Raw genomic sequence first — 15,363 nt, 5'->3', positions numbered from 1 at the left:
GCCTTATGGATTACATACCCTTACTTGTTTTGATCATCAGTTTTGTGGGCCTTTTGGCCATAGGTACCCCTGTGGCGTGGAGTATAGCCATCTCCTCCATGTTGACTTTATTGGTCAGTGTTCCCTACTTGCCGGCATTGGCGACCATATCACAGCGTATGGCCACAGGATTGGATAGTTTTGCACTGCTGGCCATTCCATTTTTTATTTTATCCGGAGAATTGATGAACCACGGAGGAATTGCCCACCGATTGATTGCCTTTGCCAAGACCTTGGTCGGGGCTTTGCCTGGGGGACTCGCTCTCATTAATATTATATCGGCCATGTTCATGGGCGCCATTGCAGGATCGGCCATGGCCTCCGCCTCGGCCATGGGGAGCATCCTAGGCCCTGAAATGGAAAAAGAAGGGTATGACAAGGGGTTTTCCGTATCTGTCAACATCACCTCGGCCACAACAGGATTGGTGATTCCCCCCAGCAACATTTTGATTGTGTATTCCTTGGCAAGTGGGGGTGCATCCATTGCCGCACTTTTCTTGGCCGGCTACATCCCCGGGCTGATCACGGGGCTGTTGTTGATGGTGGTTGCCATGCTGTGGGCCAAAAAGAAAGGGTATGGTACGGGACAACGGAGTTCCTTCAGGCAGGTTTTTAAAACTTTTGTTGATGCAGTTCCAAGCTTGTTCCTATTGGTTTTGGTCATCGGGGGTATCGTGGCGGGCATATTTACAGCTACCGAAGCTTCGGCCATTGCAGTGCTCTACAGTTTATTGTTGGGCTTTGTCTACAAACAGATAACGTTTAAAAAACTACCCAATATCTTTTTGAATGCCTCCGCCACTACGGCTGTTGTCATGCTGTTGATAGCAGCCTCTATGAGCATGTCGTGGGCGCTTTCCTTTGAGCATATCCCACAGGACATCAGTGCAGGGCTTTTGTCCATTACCGATAACAAGATTGCCCTATTACTCATCATAAACTTAATATTGTTGTTCGTGGGTATCTTTATGGACATTACCCCGGCCGTCCTCATTTTCACCCCGATATTTTTGCCTATCGTAACAAAATTGGGGATAGATCCGGTGCATTTTGGCATCATCATGATCTTGAACCTTTGCATTGGACTGTGCACGCCCCCTGTGGGCTCGGTACTCTTTGTAGGGGTAGGTGTGGCAAAAACATCCATTGAAAAAGTGATAAGGCCCCTGTTGCCCTTGTTTGCGGCCATGGTCTTGGCTCTGTTTCTGATTACGTATATTCCAGAGTTGACCTTGTGGTTGCCAGGTCTTTTTGGCCTTTAATTGATTTGTAACGTAAACGTTTGACTAATGACACATAAAATGAACAAATTAAAATTCGGAACATTGGCACTCCTGCTTTGTTGGGGATGTGCCAAAGCTCCCCAAGACGATGCGCCTTGGGTCGACCTATTCGACGGCACCCTCAACGGATGGACCCAAAAGGGCGGTGAGGCTAATTATACGGTAAAAGATGATATGATCGTGGGGTCCACGGTGCATGATACGCCCAATTCCTTTTTGACAACAGATGGGATGTACGATGATTTTATCTTGGAATTGGAATATAAAGTGGATCCTACCATGAATTCGGGAGTCCAAATACGAAGCAACAGCTTTCCGTATTATCAAAATGGAAGGGTGCACGGCTATCAGATTGAGATAGACCCATCGGACAGGGCATGGAGCGCTGGAATCTATGACGAAGGTCGTAGAGGTTGGCTCGTTAGCTTGGAAGATAATCCAGCTGCCCAAAAAGCCTTCAAACAAAACGATTGGAACCACTATCGCATCGAGGCCATCGGAGATACGATCCAAACCTGGATCAATGGGATACCAGCGGCCCATTTGATAGATGACAAAACGGCAAGCGGCTTTATTGCGCTTCAAGTACACAGCATTGGCAAAGATCAAAAGGAGGGAACGGAGATTGCCTGGAAGAACATCAAAATTTTGACCGATAGTCTTTCAAAATACAGTAAAGAAATGCCCTTGGAACCAGTAACGACCAAAAACCAGCTTACTGTTGATGAGGAAAAAAATGGATGGGAATTGTTATGGGACGGCAAGACCACCTTGGGATGGCGCGGTGCCCGTCTGGATGATTTTCCAGAGAAAGGATGGGAGATTAAGGATGGCGTATTGACCGTTCTCTCCTCTGGGGGTGAAGAATCGGCCGCCGGTGGCGATATTGTGACCACTGAGCTGTATGGGGATTTCGAGCTCAAAGTGGATTTTAAATTGACCGAGGGTGCCAACAGTGGCATCAAATACTATGTGGACACCGATTTGAACAAGGGTCCGGGCTCTTCCATCGGACTGGAATATCAAATTTTGGATGATGAACGACATCCAGATGCCAAACTGGGCAACCATGAAGGTAGCCGTACAGTTGCTTCTTTATATGACCTTATACAGGCAGATGCCAATAAGCCCATTAATCCTATTGGAGAGTGGAACACGGCCCGTATAGTTTCAAAAGACGACCATGTGGAGCATTGGCTCAATGGCACAAAAGTCTTGGAATACGAGCGAAAAAGCGAAGCATATCGCAAACTGGTCTCCGAAAGCAAGTATGTAAAATGGCCCAATTTTGGGGAGGTCGATAGAGGTCACATATTGTTACAGGATCATGGAGATCGTGTAAGCTTTAAGAACATCAAGATAAAACCTATTAAAAAGCCGTAAACCATGACTACAAGACGCGATTTCATAAAAAAAACAACTACAGGTACCGCTGCTGTTACCTTGGGCGCTACAGTATTTCCCTCTTGGGCCAATGCCCGAATTCTGGGAGCCAACGATCATATCAATTGTGCGGTAATAGGTGTAAGGAGCCGGGCCAAGGCACATGTGTTGGCGATTCACCAAGATGTCAACGCCAAAATTTTATACAGTTGTGATGTGGACGATACCATTCTGGAAGAACACAATGTTTGGTGCCAAGAACGCATAGGATATGTACCGAAGGTAGAAAAGGATTTCCGTAAGATTTTGGAGGATAAGGATGTGGATGCCATCTTTATTGCCACGCCCGAACATTGGCATGCTCCCATGGCCATTATGGGCCTACAGGCGGGAAAGCACGTTTATGTGGAGAAGCCTTGTAGCCATAACCCTTATGAAAATGATCTGTTGGTCGCGGCCCAAAAAAAGTATGGAAAAAAAGTTCAGATGGGCAACCAACAGCGATCGGCCAAGACTTCGATTTCGGCAGTGGAAGACATCAAAAAAGGTGTGATCGGAGAGGTTTTCAAAGGGGAGGCCTACTATTCCAATAACCGCGGTTCCATTGGGCACGGAAAGACGATTGAAGTACCCCAGACCTTAAACTGGGATATGTGGCAAGGTCCTGCGCCTCGTGAAAATTATCGGGATAACATCCACCCTTATAACTGGCACTGGTTCCGGAATTGGGGCACGGGAGAAATCCATAACAACGGTACCCACGAGATTGATATTTGCCGCTGGGCACTTGGCGTGGATCTGCCCGAAACAGTAACAGCGTTTGGGGGAAAGTACACTTATGATGATGACTGGGAATTCCCCGACAATCAGCAAGTGACCTATACATTCCCAGGGGATAAATTCGTTACATGGACCTCCCACAGCCGCGGTATAATGAAACCGGAGCGACCTGGACGGGGAATCACTATTTATGGAAGCAAAGGTGTGATTGAACTGAGTAGAAATTTTTACAAGTTGTACGATCTTGGAGGTAACCCGATTAAAATTGAATTTGAAAAAGAACTCAGTGCTACCACCAACACCCAAGGCATCGGAGGACTGGATGTGGATCATGTGTCCAACTTCTTCAATGCTATCCGAAAAGATAATTCCCTAAATTCTGATATAAGGGATGCAAGCGTTTCCACCATGCTCTGCCACTTGGGAAATATGGCCCACGACGCCGGGCATACCATCGAAATAAACACCCAAACAGGCAAGGTATTAAACAGTGAAAAAGCCATGCAAAGCTGGAAAAGGGAGTACGAAAAAGGCTGGGAACCTAAACTTTAAGTAGTATGAAGCGTCGAGACTTTATGGTTAAAGGTAGTTTGGCCGGTTCCGCAGTCTTATATGCTCCAACCGTACTAGGGTATGGCTCTCCCAGTGCAAATGAAACCATCAATATTGGGGTAATTGGAACAGGGGACCGTGGTGGTGGACTTATCCCTTTCATCAACCAGATTCCCAATATGCGGGTAGTCGCCTGTTGTGACGTCATTCCCTTTAGGCTTAGCTCGGGGCTTTCAAAAGTAGAAGGCAAGGCGAAAGGATATTCTGACTACAAAAGAATGTTGGAAGATAAGGATGTAGATGCCGTTTTGGTAGCGACCCCTTTCAGTACACATTCTAAAATTGTTGTCGATGCTTTACAGGCAGGAAAGCATGTGTACGGCGAAAAGACCATGGCAAAAGGATATGAAGGGATAAAGGAATTGGTAGCGGCGGCCGATGCATCCAAGAACATATTTCAAGCAGGTCACCAATACCATAGCTCCCGTTTATATTCGCATGTCGTGGAGGAAATCATAAACGGGAAAATTGGCAAGATAACAGCTTTTGAGTGCCAATGGAACCGAAATGGCAATTGGCGGCGTCCTGTACCCGACCCAAAATGGGAGCGCATGATCAACTGGCGAATGTACCGGGAATATTCAGGTGGGCTTTTGGCTGAACTTTGTTCGCACCAGTTGGATTTTGCCAATTGGGTAATGGATGCCATGCCCGAAAAGGTCATGGGTATAGGGGGCATCGATTACTGGAAAGATGGTAGGGAAACCTATGACAATATCCATCTTATCTACAGTTATCCCGAAGGGGTACGGGCATCATTTACCTGCCTTACCAGTAACGCCATGGGCGATTACAAGGTCAAGGTAATGGGGGATAAGGGAACCTATATTTTGGATTATGTCAAGGCTTGGTACTATCCCGAAGGAAGCTACGAAAAAGAGATTGGTGAGGTCGATGGTGTTTCGGGGGCCACTTTAAATTGGGACCAAGGCAAGGGTATACCCATAAAGTTTGATCATGAGGACCCTAGCAAACAGGCTTTGATTGATTTCAGAGACAATATCGTAAACAATACATTGCCCGTTTCCAATGCTAAAACAGGTGCCATGGCCGCAGCTTGTGTGCAAATGGGATTGGATGCCATGTATGATGATAAAATTGTGGTAAGTCCACGGATTTGATCTTATGCTTCGTTCACCTGACCATTTCGTGTTCTGGGCAGTCCAACCGTATCTCAGATTCGGCAAGTTTTGTTTTTAATAAATTACAATAATGATTTCCATTTTTGCCATTGTAAAAGGAGCAGGTAAAACACATCCGTTGAATGGTAATGACACCGGACTTGTTTAGGTCATAAATCAATTTCAGCAACCCGTTAAGCATTGTTGTTTTCTGTTCTTGTGTTAGTTTTTCAATTGGTTGTTGGATGGAAGAAGCAAAAAAAGACGCTTTTTTGGCAATATTTTTTCCTTCGGCCGTAAGTGAAAGGGAATAGCTTCTTGTGTCGGCGGGATCTTTTTCTTTGGTAACCAATGCTTTGGAGAGTAAAACCCTGACACTATCGCTAATGGTGGCCTTTGTCATATTAAACTCGTTTGCCAAATATCCCACTTTACATTTTTCCAAGGAATGGAAAGAGATGAATATCAAAATCTGAATTTGTATCGGGCTTAATGAGCTTTCTTTACTTTCGTTCCAAAGCAATACCCTGAATGCTTCCGAAATACGTTCCAAAGCAACCACGATTCGGCTCTCTATTTTGTGGTTTTGTTCGTTTAAATTGAATGATGGATATTCCATAGTGTTATATTTTGGCCACATAGACCCAAGCTTTTTTTCCTGATTCAAAAGTTTCAAGTATTCTATGGTATTCACTTACTTCATACTTGTCGGTTTCAGCAAGCTCGGTATCCGTAATTTCAAATAAAGTTCCTTCTATAGCATCACTTTCATTATCGGATTTAACGGCAATTGGGTGATAATCTAGCTGACTTTTAACAAGGACTGTTGGATCTGTAATTTGTTTTTTTTCAGTTGTATACCCAATCAATCTATCTCGCTCTCCTTTTAAGGTTCGACCGTAATTTTCAATCTGTACGTTCTCTAACTGTAAGGTACCGTAAGAGAATAATAAATGTGTTTTCTCTTTCATTTACAATTTTCCATTTCAACGATCGAATACCCCTTTTGTTTAATCTCGGATTCCCATTGGGGCCGTACTGTTTCCATGTGGCAGAACCTACACTCTTTTGATGTTAAAGCTTGTCCCTCTTGGGTTTTGGTCTTTAAATATTCTTTACCATAACCGTAGATTAAGGCTGTATCCCTAATTTCTTCAGGAGCGATAATGTCAAAGTGCATAACGCTACCGTCTTTTTTGGTTACATAGGTGTCCCAGACTGCTACTTTCATTTTAGTTTTTTTTTGATAAAAAGAAAGCCCTGTAAAGATAGGAATCCTTACTTTGCAGGGCAAAAAAGATTACTTGACTTTATAGGGTAGCGACAGGTCGCCACTTGCTACTGAATATACTTTGTAAACACCGAGCATTGGCTTGTTTTTCCCACCTTCTCCGCCCGTATTGACTTGCATAAAGGCTGCAATCCCATCATAGGAAAAATCCGTTTTGTTGTTCATTCGATAATCGGGAACAACCACTCGTATTGTATTCCTGTCCGTAATGACTTGAAAACCCGGTGAGTCCATGTACATGGGCATTCCGGGATTGGTTGGTGGTAAAACCACACCTGTGTCCTTTGGGTCAAATTGCTTTACGGCCAAACCACCTTCCACACGCTTGTCTTGTGTCAAGACCACCCAATGCGGATGCCAAACAATACCGTCATTGACAAAATTTCGGTCAGCATTTTCATCCCAAAGTGGCGTGTCATCAAAGTCGGGGTGTGAGGTCAAGGCAAGTGCCACAATACCTTCGGTATCGCCAAAGCCAACATCGGTAGATTTTAAAGTAGTTGGGAATACGTAGCCTAAAACAGGTGCTCCGTTCATTTGACCTGCTGGTGCCGGTGTTGTTTTACCAGCCGTTCCTTTTACGGTAATTTCCCAAATGGTGGCCGCAAGGTCATCTTGGTGCTTTACGTTCACATTTTTAATTTGAAAATCTTCGTTGTTGTAATCTTCGCACTTGTTGCAAGCATATGTTTTAACTGTTAAAAGGGAAAGTCCGAGAAGAAAATATACTTGTTTCATTTTTATGGAATTTAATTGGTTAAAAGTTAGGAGCCACATAATAAATTAGGACTCCTAACTTATTAGTTTAAATTTTTTAGCCTTTTACGTCGGCTACAGATGCACCATAATTGATGTGCAATACATTCCCATTTGGTGTTAACAAAGCTGGAACAGAGTTTACTCCTGCTTTTTCTGCTTCTGTAATTCGGTCGCGGTCTTCGCCAATATGAACGAGTTCAACATTTTCCGCGCCAATTAGATTTACGATTTCGTGTTCTGCACTCACGCATACTGGACATCCAGCATGATAGAAAATTGATTTAGCCATTTGATAAAGGTTTAAATTGTGTTTTGGCACTATTGCCTATGCAAATATAGTAAGGAATCCTAACTGTTTAAAATTTTCAAGGATTTATTTTTGGTCACCCCCTATATTTCACAAAAGTCAAAATCGGAAAAAGTGGATTGAAAAAAGCCTTTAGAAAGGGCTTAAACAGGTTTTTCCTGCTGTTCAGGGTGTTCATTAATTTCTATTTGGCATAGACGTTGGCAATTTCCGGGTGGATCCGGCTATTCTCCCTACACTTTGGGATGCCGTAATTTCGGATACATTGTTAGCATATATTTTTTATCCGCTGGTTAGAAATTCGGTTACTACCGAACTTTTTTCAGATTCCATTTCGCAGGTCCAACTATCAATCCACCATCTTCCATTTTCGTAATGTAGTTGAATGCTGTTCAGTCCTCTTATATTAGACTCCGTTTTTGGGTCGGTCCGTATTTCAAATGCGCTCCAAACCTGTGCAATATTTCCATATTTGCTGACTTTTCTTTTAAGTTCCTTTTCGTAAAAATCCTCTTTCGGTGATAATCCTATTGGAATATATTCCGCTTCAAGCGTATGGGATTCTGCACTTCCGTTATTATCCAGTCTTGTTATAACAGCATTTTTTGAATGAATATACCTGTCTCTTTCAAATTCCCATGGCTCACTACTAGAGCCTGAAACAACATCGTAATAAGCATTCATTATTGCTTCTATCGATTTTACGTCCTTTGCGTATTTTTCTTCGATTGTTTGTCCTGAAATTGAATTAAGCGTAAAAATTACGCTGGTTAAGGTTATAATAATTTTGTTCATAGGCTTGGTTTTGATTTTTTGCCGGCGCCCTGCTAAACGCAGTGACCTTCTGGGCTTTAAATTAGGTGAATTTATTCACAAATAATTTAAAAGACATTAAGAACGTTGCCAAATTGCCTTTAGGTGCCGTTGGCACCGGTTTTTGCTGTTTTCACCAGTGGGGACGAGGTCTTTCCGTCCCGACGGTTTCGCCTGTGAATATTTGCCTGTCCCGATGGCTATCGGGATTAAGAAGCAGGCAAGTACAAGCAATTACTTGTAGCCATTGCGCCGGTTCCGCAAGTTGGCGAAAAAAGTCGTTGTTGAACATTGCCGAAATGGGAATGGACCGTAACCCTGAGGTATGCAGGGAAAAAGGGGGTATCGGTAAAAGTTGTTCGTGAGTTACCGGTTGAGCGAACCCATCCGGTAACATTTTCTACAGACGTTGGCAGGGGCCCTCGTTTTGTGAGAACGGCCGAAAAGGCCCCGGACAAACTGTTCTTTGCCCTTGTTGGGACACCCAAAATCGAGGTTGCAAAGATTGGATTGAAAACAAAAAGCCCTAAAAAGGACTTATCACAGGTCTTTTCCCACTGTTCAATGGCCGGTGTAACGGTTACCATTGTTGGCATTCGTAATTCTATTCTGTATTTCCCCATATTTGAAGACTGTATTAATAGTTAATGTATTGGAAATATTTTCAAGTGGGTTTTTGTCAAGCAACACCATATTGGCATACTTTCCTTCTTCAATTGTACCATAATCTTTATCCATCTTTAGCATTTTAGCTGCATTTAGAGTGGCGCATTTAATTATGTTAAGTGGGTCCATGTCACCGTCTTGATAAATCTGCATTTCCTCATGCACACCAAGTCCAGATGCATTGTATAAATTGGGAGATCCTTTATCGGTTCCTACAACTATAGTAATACCCAATGAATCCAACTTTCGAAAGTCGGCGTGCGAGGGCATTTTATGATCTTTCCATTGTTCTAAAGTCAAATTGTAATAATTTTTAACTATCCCCAGGGCAATTTCCTTGTGCTGCCCGGCCTCTTTTTTTAAGATTTCTTTTTCTTTGTCGAATACCGCCCAATGTTCAGATTCCAATAATTCTGGATTAAGAGGGTAAGTCGTATAGGCCTTTCCAAGCATTGCGGTTGTAACCCAATAGATGTTTTGATCTTTTATTTTTTGAACAAGTTCCAGATCGCTCTCCCAATCTAAGGAAGGGTTTACATAGTGCATGATGGCATCGGCCTTGTGTTCAACGGACATTTCCAATTCTATCCTATCACTTATGTGAGTCACTAGCATTAAATTGTGCCTGTTTGCTTCCTGTCTCAACCTTTTTATTAACTCGGGCTTAATCCGTTCAATAAAAGGCGGTCTAGGGCCATCTTCAATCATTACTTTCAATGCTATAGCTCCGTTGGCCTTTGCGTCCTCCACAATTTTTGGGATTTCAGCCGTAGAGGTAATTCTATGGATATTTTCACCTTCTATTCCTCCATTCCCTCTAGGGTGGCCCCCAGGAACTGTGATGAAGGGGCTAGACCATCGTAGCGTAGGTCCAGATATAGTATTTGTCCGAATTAGTGAATCGTATTTTCGGACCACGGGATAAGTCATATATCTACCAGCAGGTATAAAGACATTGGTTACCCCAAAGTGTATCAAATGCTTAAACTGACGGGGAATATCATCAGAAAGATGAAAATGGTTGTCGAAAAGGCCTGGGATGACATATTTACCTGTGCCATCAATAATAGAATCTGCATTTATTCCAACCGGATCTCTAGTAATCCTGGATATTTTTTCATCCTTAATGGAAATTGTAGCGTTGGGCGCGGCGTCTGCTCCGCTTCCATCAATGAGGGTAAGATTGGTAATGGCATAATCAGCAATACCCTGTATATTTTCTGTGGAATTGTTTTTGCAGGAAAATATCGTTAAGAAAATAAGCAAAGAAAATATTTTATTTGACATAATTATTTAGTTTCTGAATGCCAACTAGATTATATGCTGAATTATTATGTGCCCAAACCGACAATTGGGTTGGCCATCCCCAAGTTTTGTAATTTTTGGTTCGGTATAGCTTTCTTACGGTTCAATAAATCCTTTTGGTGCATAAAAGCTTAAATGTAAGTATTTTACAGAAAATTTGTGTGGTACAAAAGGGAAGGGGACATGTTCAGGTGAAATAAAACCCGATATATTCTTTACCCTCTCCATCGAGCGGTCTATTGAAAAAAGTGGGTCCAGTTCCTTTTTAAAATCACCGATGGGGATGAAAATTCAAGTAAATGGATTGAAATAAATATAAGGCGGAACATTTGTATTTAATTCGTTGCCAGCAATGTAACTGTATGCACTTTATTTTTTTTAACCAATTTTGTTATGTAGTACTTACCTTGATCCACTTCCATCAGTTATGTATGTTTTTGGCCGATTGTCGAATGGATTGGGTTTAAAACTGTACAGATAGGGAGCTTTATGGGAGTTTCCAGAAAACCTTTTTTCATGGCGCAACAAGGTATTTGCACTCAACATTTTTCGTTGGAAACCGCTACGATTAAAGGAGGTGCCGGTAATGGCCTCATATACCTGTTGCAGTTCCTTCATGGTAAATTTTTTGGGCAGCAAGTTCATGCCCAGAAGTTTTTTGTCCAGATTTTCTCGGAGGGTTTCAAGTGCTTTTTCGATAATTTGTTGGTGGTCCATCATCAGGGGTGGCAGCTCATCTAACGAATACCAATCGATTCCATCGGATAATGGATCTGGTTTGGGCATTACTTTTTCAAAGTTAATCAGGGCATAATAGGCAACGGTGATAAACCGATCCAATAACCAACTATGAGATGTTATGTCCAGCCCATTCATTTTCAAAATCCGTTTCATGGGCTCGGGGTCAAACCTTTTCATATCGCCAAAGGTCCGAAATTGCTCCAAATAGATGTTCTTGAGCCCTGTCCTCTCGCTCACCCCTTTTTCAACCGCGTCTTCCAAACTCTCATTGCGTCCAACAAAACCGCCGGGAAGCGCATAAAGACCAGTATTTCGATATTCCAGTACAAGTATTTTCAATTTTTTGCCGTTAAAACCAAAAATAACTGAATCAAATGCCAGGTTTGGAATGTAGTCTTCTTTGGTAAGGATTTGTTTTTTTTGGGCCAAAATGTAAATTTTTTCTAAATAAAGTATATTTTCTCGTAAAAACAAAGTACTATTGTAACAATATGTAACAATAGAAAAACTAGATATAATGAAAAAGCGACTACTTTCCGTGGCGTTGGTTCTCTTTGTAATGTCGGAACTGGCCTCACAACAGAAAAATGCCTTTCCTGTTCAAGCCAAACTCAAGAATGGTATTATTGAAGGGCTTTACGATACTCATACGGGTATCCAAAAATATTTTGGGATACCTTTTGCAAAACCGCCGATTGGTGAATTGCGGTGGAAGGCCCCTCAGCCCTTGGACCCTTGGGAGGGTGTGGTAGAGACTAAGCGTTTTGGTCCAAGACCTGTGCAAGCCATGGTATTCGGCGATATGAAATCCCGCTCCAACGGGGTAAGTGAAGATTGTCTTTACCTTAACGTTTGGACACCAGCCAAGCGTAACGATAAAAACCTTCCTGTTCTGGTATACTTTTACGGGGGCGGAAACGTCGCGGGGGATGCATCGGAATATCGTTATGACGGTGAAAGTATGGCGAAAAAGGGCATTGTGGTCGTAACCACTAATTATCGCCTGAATATTTTTGGGAATCTGGCTCATCCAGAGTTGTCCGCCGAGGCTCCTTACAGGGCATCGGGAAATTATGGACAGTTAGATCAAAATATGGCCCTTCAATGGGTACAGGAAAACATAGCTGCCTTTGGCGGAGACCCAGATCAGGTGACCATAGCTGGGGAATCTGCCGGATCCATTGGGGTTAGTGTACAGATGGCATCCCCATTGTCCAAAGACCTGATCGCAGGGGCTATTGGGGAAAGCGGAGCTGCCATTCCACCGACTATGGCACCAATTCCTTTGGCAGAGGCGGAAAAGCAGGGCGTTCAATTTTTGGAAAATGCTGGTATCGAGAACATTTCCCAATTGAGAAAATTGAGCACACGCGACCTGTACGAGATTTATAATGAATCCAAGAAGTTTGGCTTTCCTATGGTTATTGACGGGTATTTACTTACCAAGTCCTTGCCCGAAACCTTTGCCTCACGGGAACAGGCACAGGTTCCACTATTGGTGGGATGGAATTCTGCCGAGATACCTGGTATGGCCTTTACACAGGGCCCCATTACAAAAGAGGTGTTCGTAGCCAAAGTGAAGGAGGCCTATCCAAAGAATTATCAAACTGTTTTGGACCTGTATCCACATGGTACACAAGAAGAACTTCAATGGGCGGCAACCAACCTTGCTTCCGATCGTTTTATAGCCTATAGCACATGGAAGTGGTTCGACTTGCACCGCAAGAACTCCGATCAACCCGTATATCGCTATCTATACAGTAAAATAAGGCCCCCATTGAAGGATAAAAATCTGGTATCTGGATTGGCGGGCGGTACGGTGGAAAAAAATTCCAATGCCCCACAAATGCCCAAGCCCATCGGCGCGCCACATGCGGCTGAAATCGAATACGCTATGGGCAATCTGCACCTTGTGGATGATTATGCCTGGACCGCCGAGGATTACAGGGCTTCCAAAACCATGCAGCAGTTTTTTGCCAACTTTATCAAGAGTGGAAATCCCAATGGTGAAGACTTGCCCAATTGGGAAGCCGTAGGGCCAAAAGAAAATGAACCCGCCGTAATGATCATAGATACGGAGAGCAAATTGACCAAGGCCGTGGATGATGCGCGGTACGAGTTTTTGGACAAGGATTACGAAAATTAATCCCATTCGTCGGTAAAACAGCGATAAGGCACCTTTGTTGTCCTGCGTCTTTACTACAGGGGGCAATGTCTTTTTGGCATTGTCCCCTGTTCCCATTATGGGTGCAATATCGAAAACAGGCCTGCAATTTAGGCAGGTCACAGTTAATTGAGAATCGTATTTTGTTGGTCATCAACATATTCCAAGATGTCGCCCGGTTGACAGTCCAATACACTGCAAATCGATTCCAGGGTACTGAACCTAATTGCTTTGGCCTTGCCCGTTTTGAGTATTGAAAGATTTGCCAGTGTCAAGCCTACTTTCTCGGAAAGTTCATTTAAGGACATCTTCCTCTTGGCCATTACTACATCCAAATTTACTATAATAGCCATAGGTTAAACGGTTAGATCATTTTCAGATTTGATATTCAAACCGTTTCGAAAGAGCTTGAGCAAGACTGCGGCAAATACTGCGGCTATAAACGGAACGGCAACCAATATCAACCCCATTAATATAACGCCTGGCGCATCGTCGACCTCCCCCACGTAATATATATAGGGCATTCCTCCAGTAAACATCAAACTTATTGTAAAGGCACTCGACTTTATTTTATTCAAGGCCTTGATCGATGCATTAGAAAATGCCTCGTTCCTATCAATAAAAAGCAATAGTCTGTGGGCCTGGTAGAGGGCATACAGAAAAGGAATTTCAGTAGCACATATTCCCAGTAAAATTGGCCTAAATATCCCTACGCTATCGGAGGTAATGGATACATACAATAAAAAGCCAAACAGACAGATTGCTGCAATGGCCAAAAATATAACAACAAATTTTAGTAAGAGGGTGGAGCCCCGATCTGTAATTTGTGATTTGATGTTTTTCATTTCTCTTAAGTTTAGATTCCAGGGGCAAATAAAATAAAATTTATTGAAAAACAATAAAAAATTATCGAATAAATTAAAATTTATTGCTAATTGAAATTCAATAAGGCCATTTTATCAAATGGAAAGGAATGGCTATTTATAGGGACTGTGACCTTAGCTTGTTTCGGCCTATGGGTTTAAGGTCATTTCGTTGGGCTTCCAAACAAACACCTTTGGAAGAGTGTTCCTTTTTACCGGGGCGTCCCTGGCTAATTCACCTAAAATCCCTAGTGGACTCTCTGGTCAATAAGCAAAGTATGGCGGATCCAAATTCAATAAGCATTGAAAATCTGTCAGTTTTGTTAAGAAATTTTTAAGAACTCCTGTCATTATTTTCATTTTTTCAACAATGAAAACAGTTTTAAATTGACAGTTTGACATTTTAAAAACCATTCTTGTAAGAATAATTCATGATTCATGGTTTGGAATACATTTTGGCTGATTATCAATCGGTATGTTCCAATAGTTTAACATTTAAAAAGTTTTAGATTATGGAGAAGAAACCGGTCAAAGTTAGATTAGTAGGTAGAAATGGAAGAAATTACAACATCCAATTTCCCTATCTACATATACCCGTTACAGTGAATGAAACCCTTTATCGTAGAATGTTGAAAAGTTCAGATTATCAATTTGATAGTGGTGTGGAGAAGTTTAAAGAGCAGGGTGTTTCCAATTGAACTAAGTTTATGCCTATTGGTTGGCATAGGCGAATAATTTGAAGATGGTGTTTCGACCTTCGGACTTGAATCGGTTCCATGTCGCTTGGACAGAACCGATGTTGTGCATGGCAAATCTATTGTCTTTGCTGCCATCTAGGAATGTTTAAAGCGTTGAAAAACACTTTCTTTTTTAATCGGTCAAAGTATGCACTACTATTTATTCTTGTTTAATTGATAAAAAAAGCTGCTCCAAAAGGCGAAAAAATGTTGTTTCCTTTTGGGCAGCTCCTATTGTTCACAATATGTTATACCATGTTTGTTTGGTTTGAAATTACATTTTCATCCTCATAAACAATTCATGGGTATTGTTGTCCAATCCGTCAATGGGGTTTTGGATGGAGGTCTCATAGGCATAGCCCAGATTGAAGCCGTTGCTGATGTTGAAGAGGAACAGTCCGCTGATGCTTTCATCGTACCTATAGCTGGCCCCGAACTCAAAGCGTTCCCCTAAGTCCAGGATGCCGGTCAGTTCCACCGAAATGGGGGAGGCATCCAC

The 15,363-nt window shown here is 42.5% G+C and carries 17 protein-coding genes; 6 read left to right on the top strand and 11 right to left on the bottom strand.

Annotation, left to right across the window (positions count from 1 at the left end; genetic code table 11):
• Positions 1-5: 5 nt before the first annotated feature.
• The 4 genes from VM932_RS16075 to VM932_RS16060 are packed head-to-tail and all read left to right on the top strand — an operon-like array spanning position 6 to position 5,218.
• A complete protein-coding gene (locus VM932_RS16075; RefSeq protein WP_326280210.1) occupies positions 6-1,301 on the top strand; it encodes a TRAP transporter large permease in 1,296 nt (431 codons plus the stop codon).
• 39 nt (positions 1,302-1,340) lie between these two features.
• On the top strand, positions 1,341-2,705 hold the full coding sequence (locus tag VM932_RS16070) for a 3-keto-disaccharide hydrolase (protein ID WP_326280208.1): 1,365 nt from the start codon (positions 1,341-1,343) through the stop codon (positions 2,703-2,705).
• Positions 2,706-2,708: 3 nt separating this feature from the next.
• Positions 2,709-4,037, top strand: coding sequence for a Gfo/Idh/MocA family oxidoreductase (locus VM932_RS16065; RefSeq protein ID WP_326280206.1), 1,329 nt, complete (start codon positions 2,709-2,711; stop codon positions 4,035-4,037).
• Between the two features lie 5 nt (positions 4,038-4,042).
• Positions 4,043-5,218 (top strand): Gfo/Idh/MocA family protein, encoded by a 1,176-nt coding sequence (locus VM932_RS16060; protein WP_326280204.1) that lies wholly within the window; start codon positions 4,043-4,045, stop codon positions 5,216-5,218.
• Positions 5,219-5,231: 13 nt separating this feature from the next.
• On the opposite strand, the gene VM932_RS16055 is transcribed toward VM932_RS16060, so the two are convergent.
• The 8 genes from VM932_RS16055 to VM932_RS16020 all read right to left on the bottom strand — a co-directional run bounded on the left by VM932_RS16055 (position 5,232) and on the right by VM932_RS16020 (position 11,529).
• Positions 5,232-5,837 (bottom strand): MarR family winged helix-turn-helix transcriptional regulator, encoded by a 606-nt coding sequence (locus VM932_RS16055; RefSeq protein ID WP_326280202.1) that lies wholly within the window; start codon positions 5,835-5,837, stop codon positions 5,232-5,234.
• Positions 5,838-5,841: 4 nt separating this feature from the next.
• The gene (locus tag VM932_RS16050; RefSeq protein ID WP_326280200.1) at positions 5,842-6,189 is read right to left on the bottom strand and encodes a gamma-glutamylcyclotransferase family protein; all 348 of its coding nucleotides are present in this window, start codon (positions 6,187-6,189) and stop codon (positions 5,842-5,844) included.
• Entirely contained in the window at positions 6,186-6,449 is a 264-nt protein-coding gene (locus VM932_RS16045) for a DUF2024 family protein (protein WP_326280198.1), read from the bottom strand. Before VM932_RS16045 ends, VM932_RS16050 begins: the two co-directional genes overlap by 4 nt.
• 69 nt (positions 6,450-6,518) lie before the next feature.
• Positions 6,519-7,247 (bottom strand): hypothetical protein, encoded by a 729-nt coding sequence (locus VM932_RS16040; protein ID WP_326280196.1) that lies wholly within the window; start codon positions 7,245-7,247, stop codon positions 6,519-6,521.
• Positions 7,248-7,323: 76 nt separating this feature from the next.
• Positions 7,324-7,557 carry a thioredoxin family protein gene (locus VM932_RS16035; protein ID WP_326280194.1) on the bottom strand — a complete coding sequence of 78 codons (234 nt, stop codon included), beginning with the start codon at positions 7,555-7,557 and terminating at the stop codon, positions 7,324-7,326.
• Between the two features lie 300 nt (positions 7,558-7,857).
• Positions 7,858-8,370, bottom strand: a complete 513-nt coding sequence (locus VM932_RS16030) for a hypothetical protein (protein ID WP_326280192.1) — start codon at positions 8,368-8,370, stop codon at positions 7,858-7,860.
• A 579-nt stretch (positions 8,371-8,949) separates the two neighbouring features.
• Positions 8,950-10,341 (bottom strand): amidohydrolase family protein, encoded by a 1,392-nt coding sequence (locus tag VM932_RS16025; protein ID WP_326280190.1) that lies wholly within the window; start codon positions 10,339-10,341, stop codon positions 8,950-8,952.
• 420 nt (positions 10,342-10,761) lie between these two features.
• Positions 10,762-11,529, bottom strand: a complete 768-nt coding sequence (locus tag VM932_RS16020; protein WP_326280188.1) for an NUDIX hydrolase — start codon at positions 11,527-11,529, stop codon at positions 10,762-10,764.
• An 88-nt stretch (positions 11,530-11,617) separates the two neighbouring features.
• On the opposite strand from VM932_RS16020, the gene VM932_RS16015 reads away from it, so the two are divergent.
• Positions 11,618-13,246, top strand: coding sequence for a carboxylesterase/lipase family protein (locus VM932_RS16015; protein ID WP_326280186.1), 1,629 nt, complete (start codon positions 11,618-11,620; stop codon positions 13,244-13,246).
• Between the two features lie 143 nt (positions 13,247-13,389).
• Here VM932_RS16015 and VM932_RS16010 read toward each other — a convergent pair whose 3' ends face one another.
• Positions 13,390-13,617 carry a helix-turn-helix domain-containing protein gene (locus VM932_RS16010; RefSeq protein WP_326280185.1) on the bottom strand — a complete coding sequence of 76 codons (228 nt, stop codon included), beginning with the start codon at positions 13,615-13,617 and terminating at the stop codon, positions 13,390-13,392.
• Between the two features lie 3 nt (positions 13,618-13,620).
• A complete protein-coding gene (locus VM932_RS16005) occupies positions 13,621-14,109 on the bottom strand; it encodes a DUF2975 domain-containing protein (RefSeq protein ID WP_326280183.1) in 489 nt (162 codons plus the stop codon).
• 530 nt (positions 14,110-14,639) lie between these two features.
• Here VM932_RS16005 and VM932_RS16000 point away from each other — a divergent pair.
• Positions 14,640-14,825, top strand: coding sequence for a hypothetical protein (locus tag VM932_RS16000; RefSeq protein WP_326280181.1), 186 nt, complete (start codon positions 14,640-14,642; stop codon positions 14,823-14,825).
• Positions 14,826-15,138: 313 nt separating this feature from the next.
• Here the strand turns inward: VM932_RS16000 and VM932_RS15995 are convergent.
• Positions 15,139-15,363: type IX secretion system membrane protein PorP/SprF (locus VM932_RS15995; RefSeq protein ID WP_326280179.1), on the bottom strand; the 225-nt coding region annotated here is incomplete at its 5' end.

Source organism: Flagellimonas halotolerans (assembly GCF_035818535.1).
Classification (GTDB): Bacteria; Bacteroidota; Bacteroidia; order Flavobacteriales; family Flavobacteriaceae; genus Flagellimonas; species Flagellimonas halotolerans.
This window is presented reverse-complemented; position numbering and strand designations above follow the sequence as displayed.

Coding starts and splice junctions, on each gene's coding strand:
- VM932_RS16075 (WP_326280210.1), top strand. CDS start 6: ATGGATTACATACCCTTACTTGTTTTGATCATCAGTTTTGTGGGCCTT.
- VM932_RS16070 (WP_326280208.1), top strand. CDS start 1,341: ATGAACAAATTAAAATTCGGAACATTGGCACTCCTGCTTTGTTGGGGA.
- VM932_RS16065 (WP_326280206.1), top strand. CDS start 2,709: ATGACTACAAGACGCGATTTCATAAAAAAAACAACTACAGGTACCGCT.
- VM932_RS16060 (WP_326280204.1), top strand. CDS start 4,043: ATGAAGCGTCGAGACTTTATGGTTAAAGGTAGTTTGGCCGGTTCCGCA.
- VM932_RS16055 (WP_326280202.1), bottom strand. CDS start 5,837: ATGGAATATCCATCATTCAATTTAAACGAACAAAACCACAAAATAGAG.
- VM932_RS16050 (WP_326280200.1), bottom strand. CDS start 6,189: ATGAAAGAGAAAACACATTTATTATTCTCTTACGGTACCTTACAGTTA.
- VM932_RS16045 (WP_326280198.1), bottom strand. CDS start 6,449: ATGAAAGTAGCAGTCTGGGACACCTATGTAACCAAAAAAGACGGTAGC.
- VM932_RS16040 (WP_326280196.1), bottom strand. CDS start 7,247: ATGAAACAAGTATATTTTCTTCTCGGACTTTCCCTTTTAACAGTTAAA.
- VM932_RS16035 (WP_326280194.1), bottom strand. CDS start 7,557: ATGGCTAAATCAATTTTCTATCATGCTGGATGTCCAGTATGCGTGAGT.
- VM932_RS16030 (WP_326280192.1), bottom strand. CDS start 8,370: ATGAACAAAATTATTATAACCTTAACCAGCGTAATTTTTACGCTTAAT.
- VM932_RS16025 (WP_326280190.1), bottom strand. CDS start 10,341: ATGTCAAATAAAATATTTTCTTTGCTTATTTTCTTAACGATATTTTCC.
- VM932_RS16015 (WP_326280186.1), top strand. CDS start 11,618: ATGAAAAAGCGACTACTTTCCGTGGCGTTGGTTCTCTTTGTAATGTCG.
- VM932_RS16010 (WP_326280185.1), bottom strand. CDS start 13,617: ATGGCTATTATAGTAAATTTGGATGTAGTAATGGCCAAGAGGAAGATG.
- VM932_RS16005 (WP_326280183.1), bottom strand. CDS start 14,109: ATGAAAAACATCAAATCACAAATTACAGATCGGGGCTCCACCCTCTTA.
- VM932_RS16000 (WP_326280181.1), top strand. CDS start 14,640: ATGGAGAAGAAACCGGTCAAAGTTAGATTAGTAGGTAGAAATGGAAGA.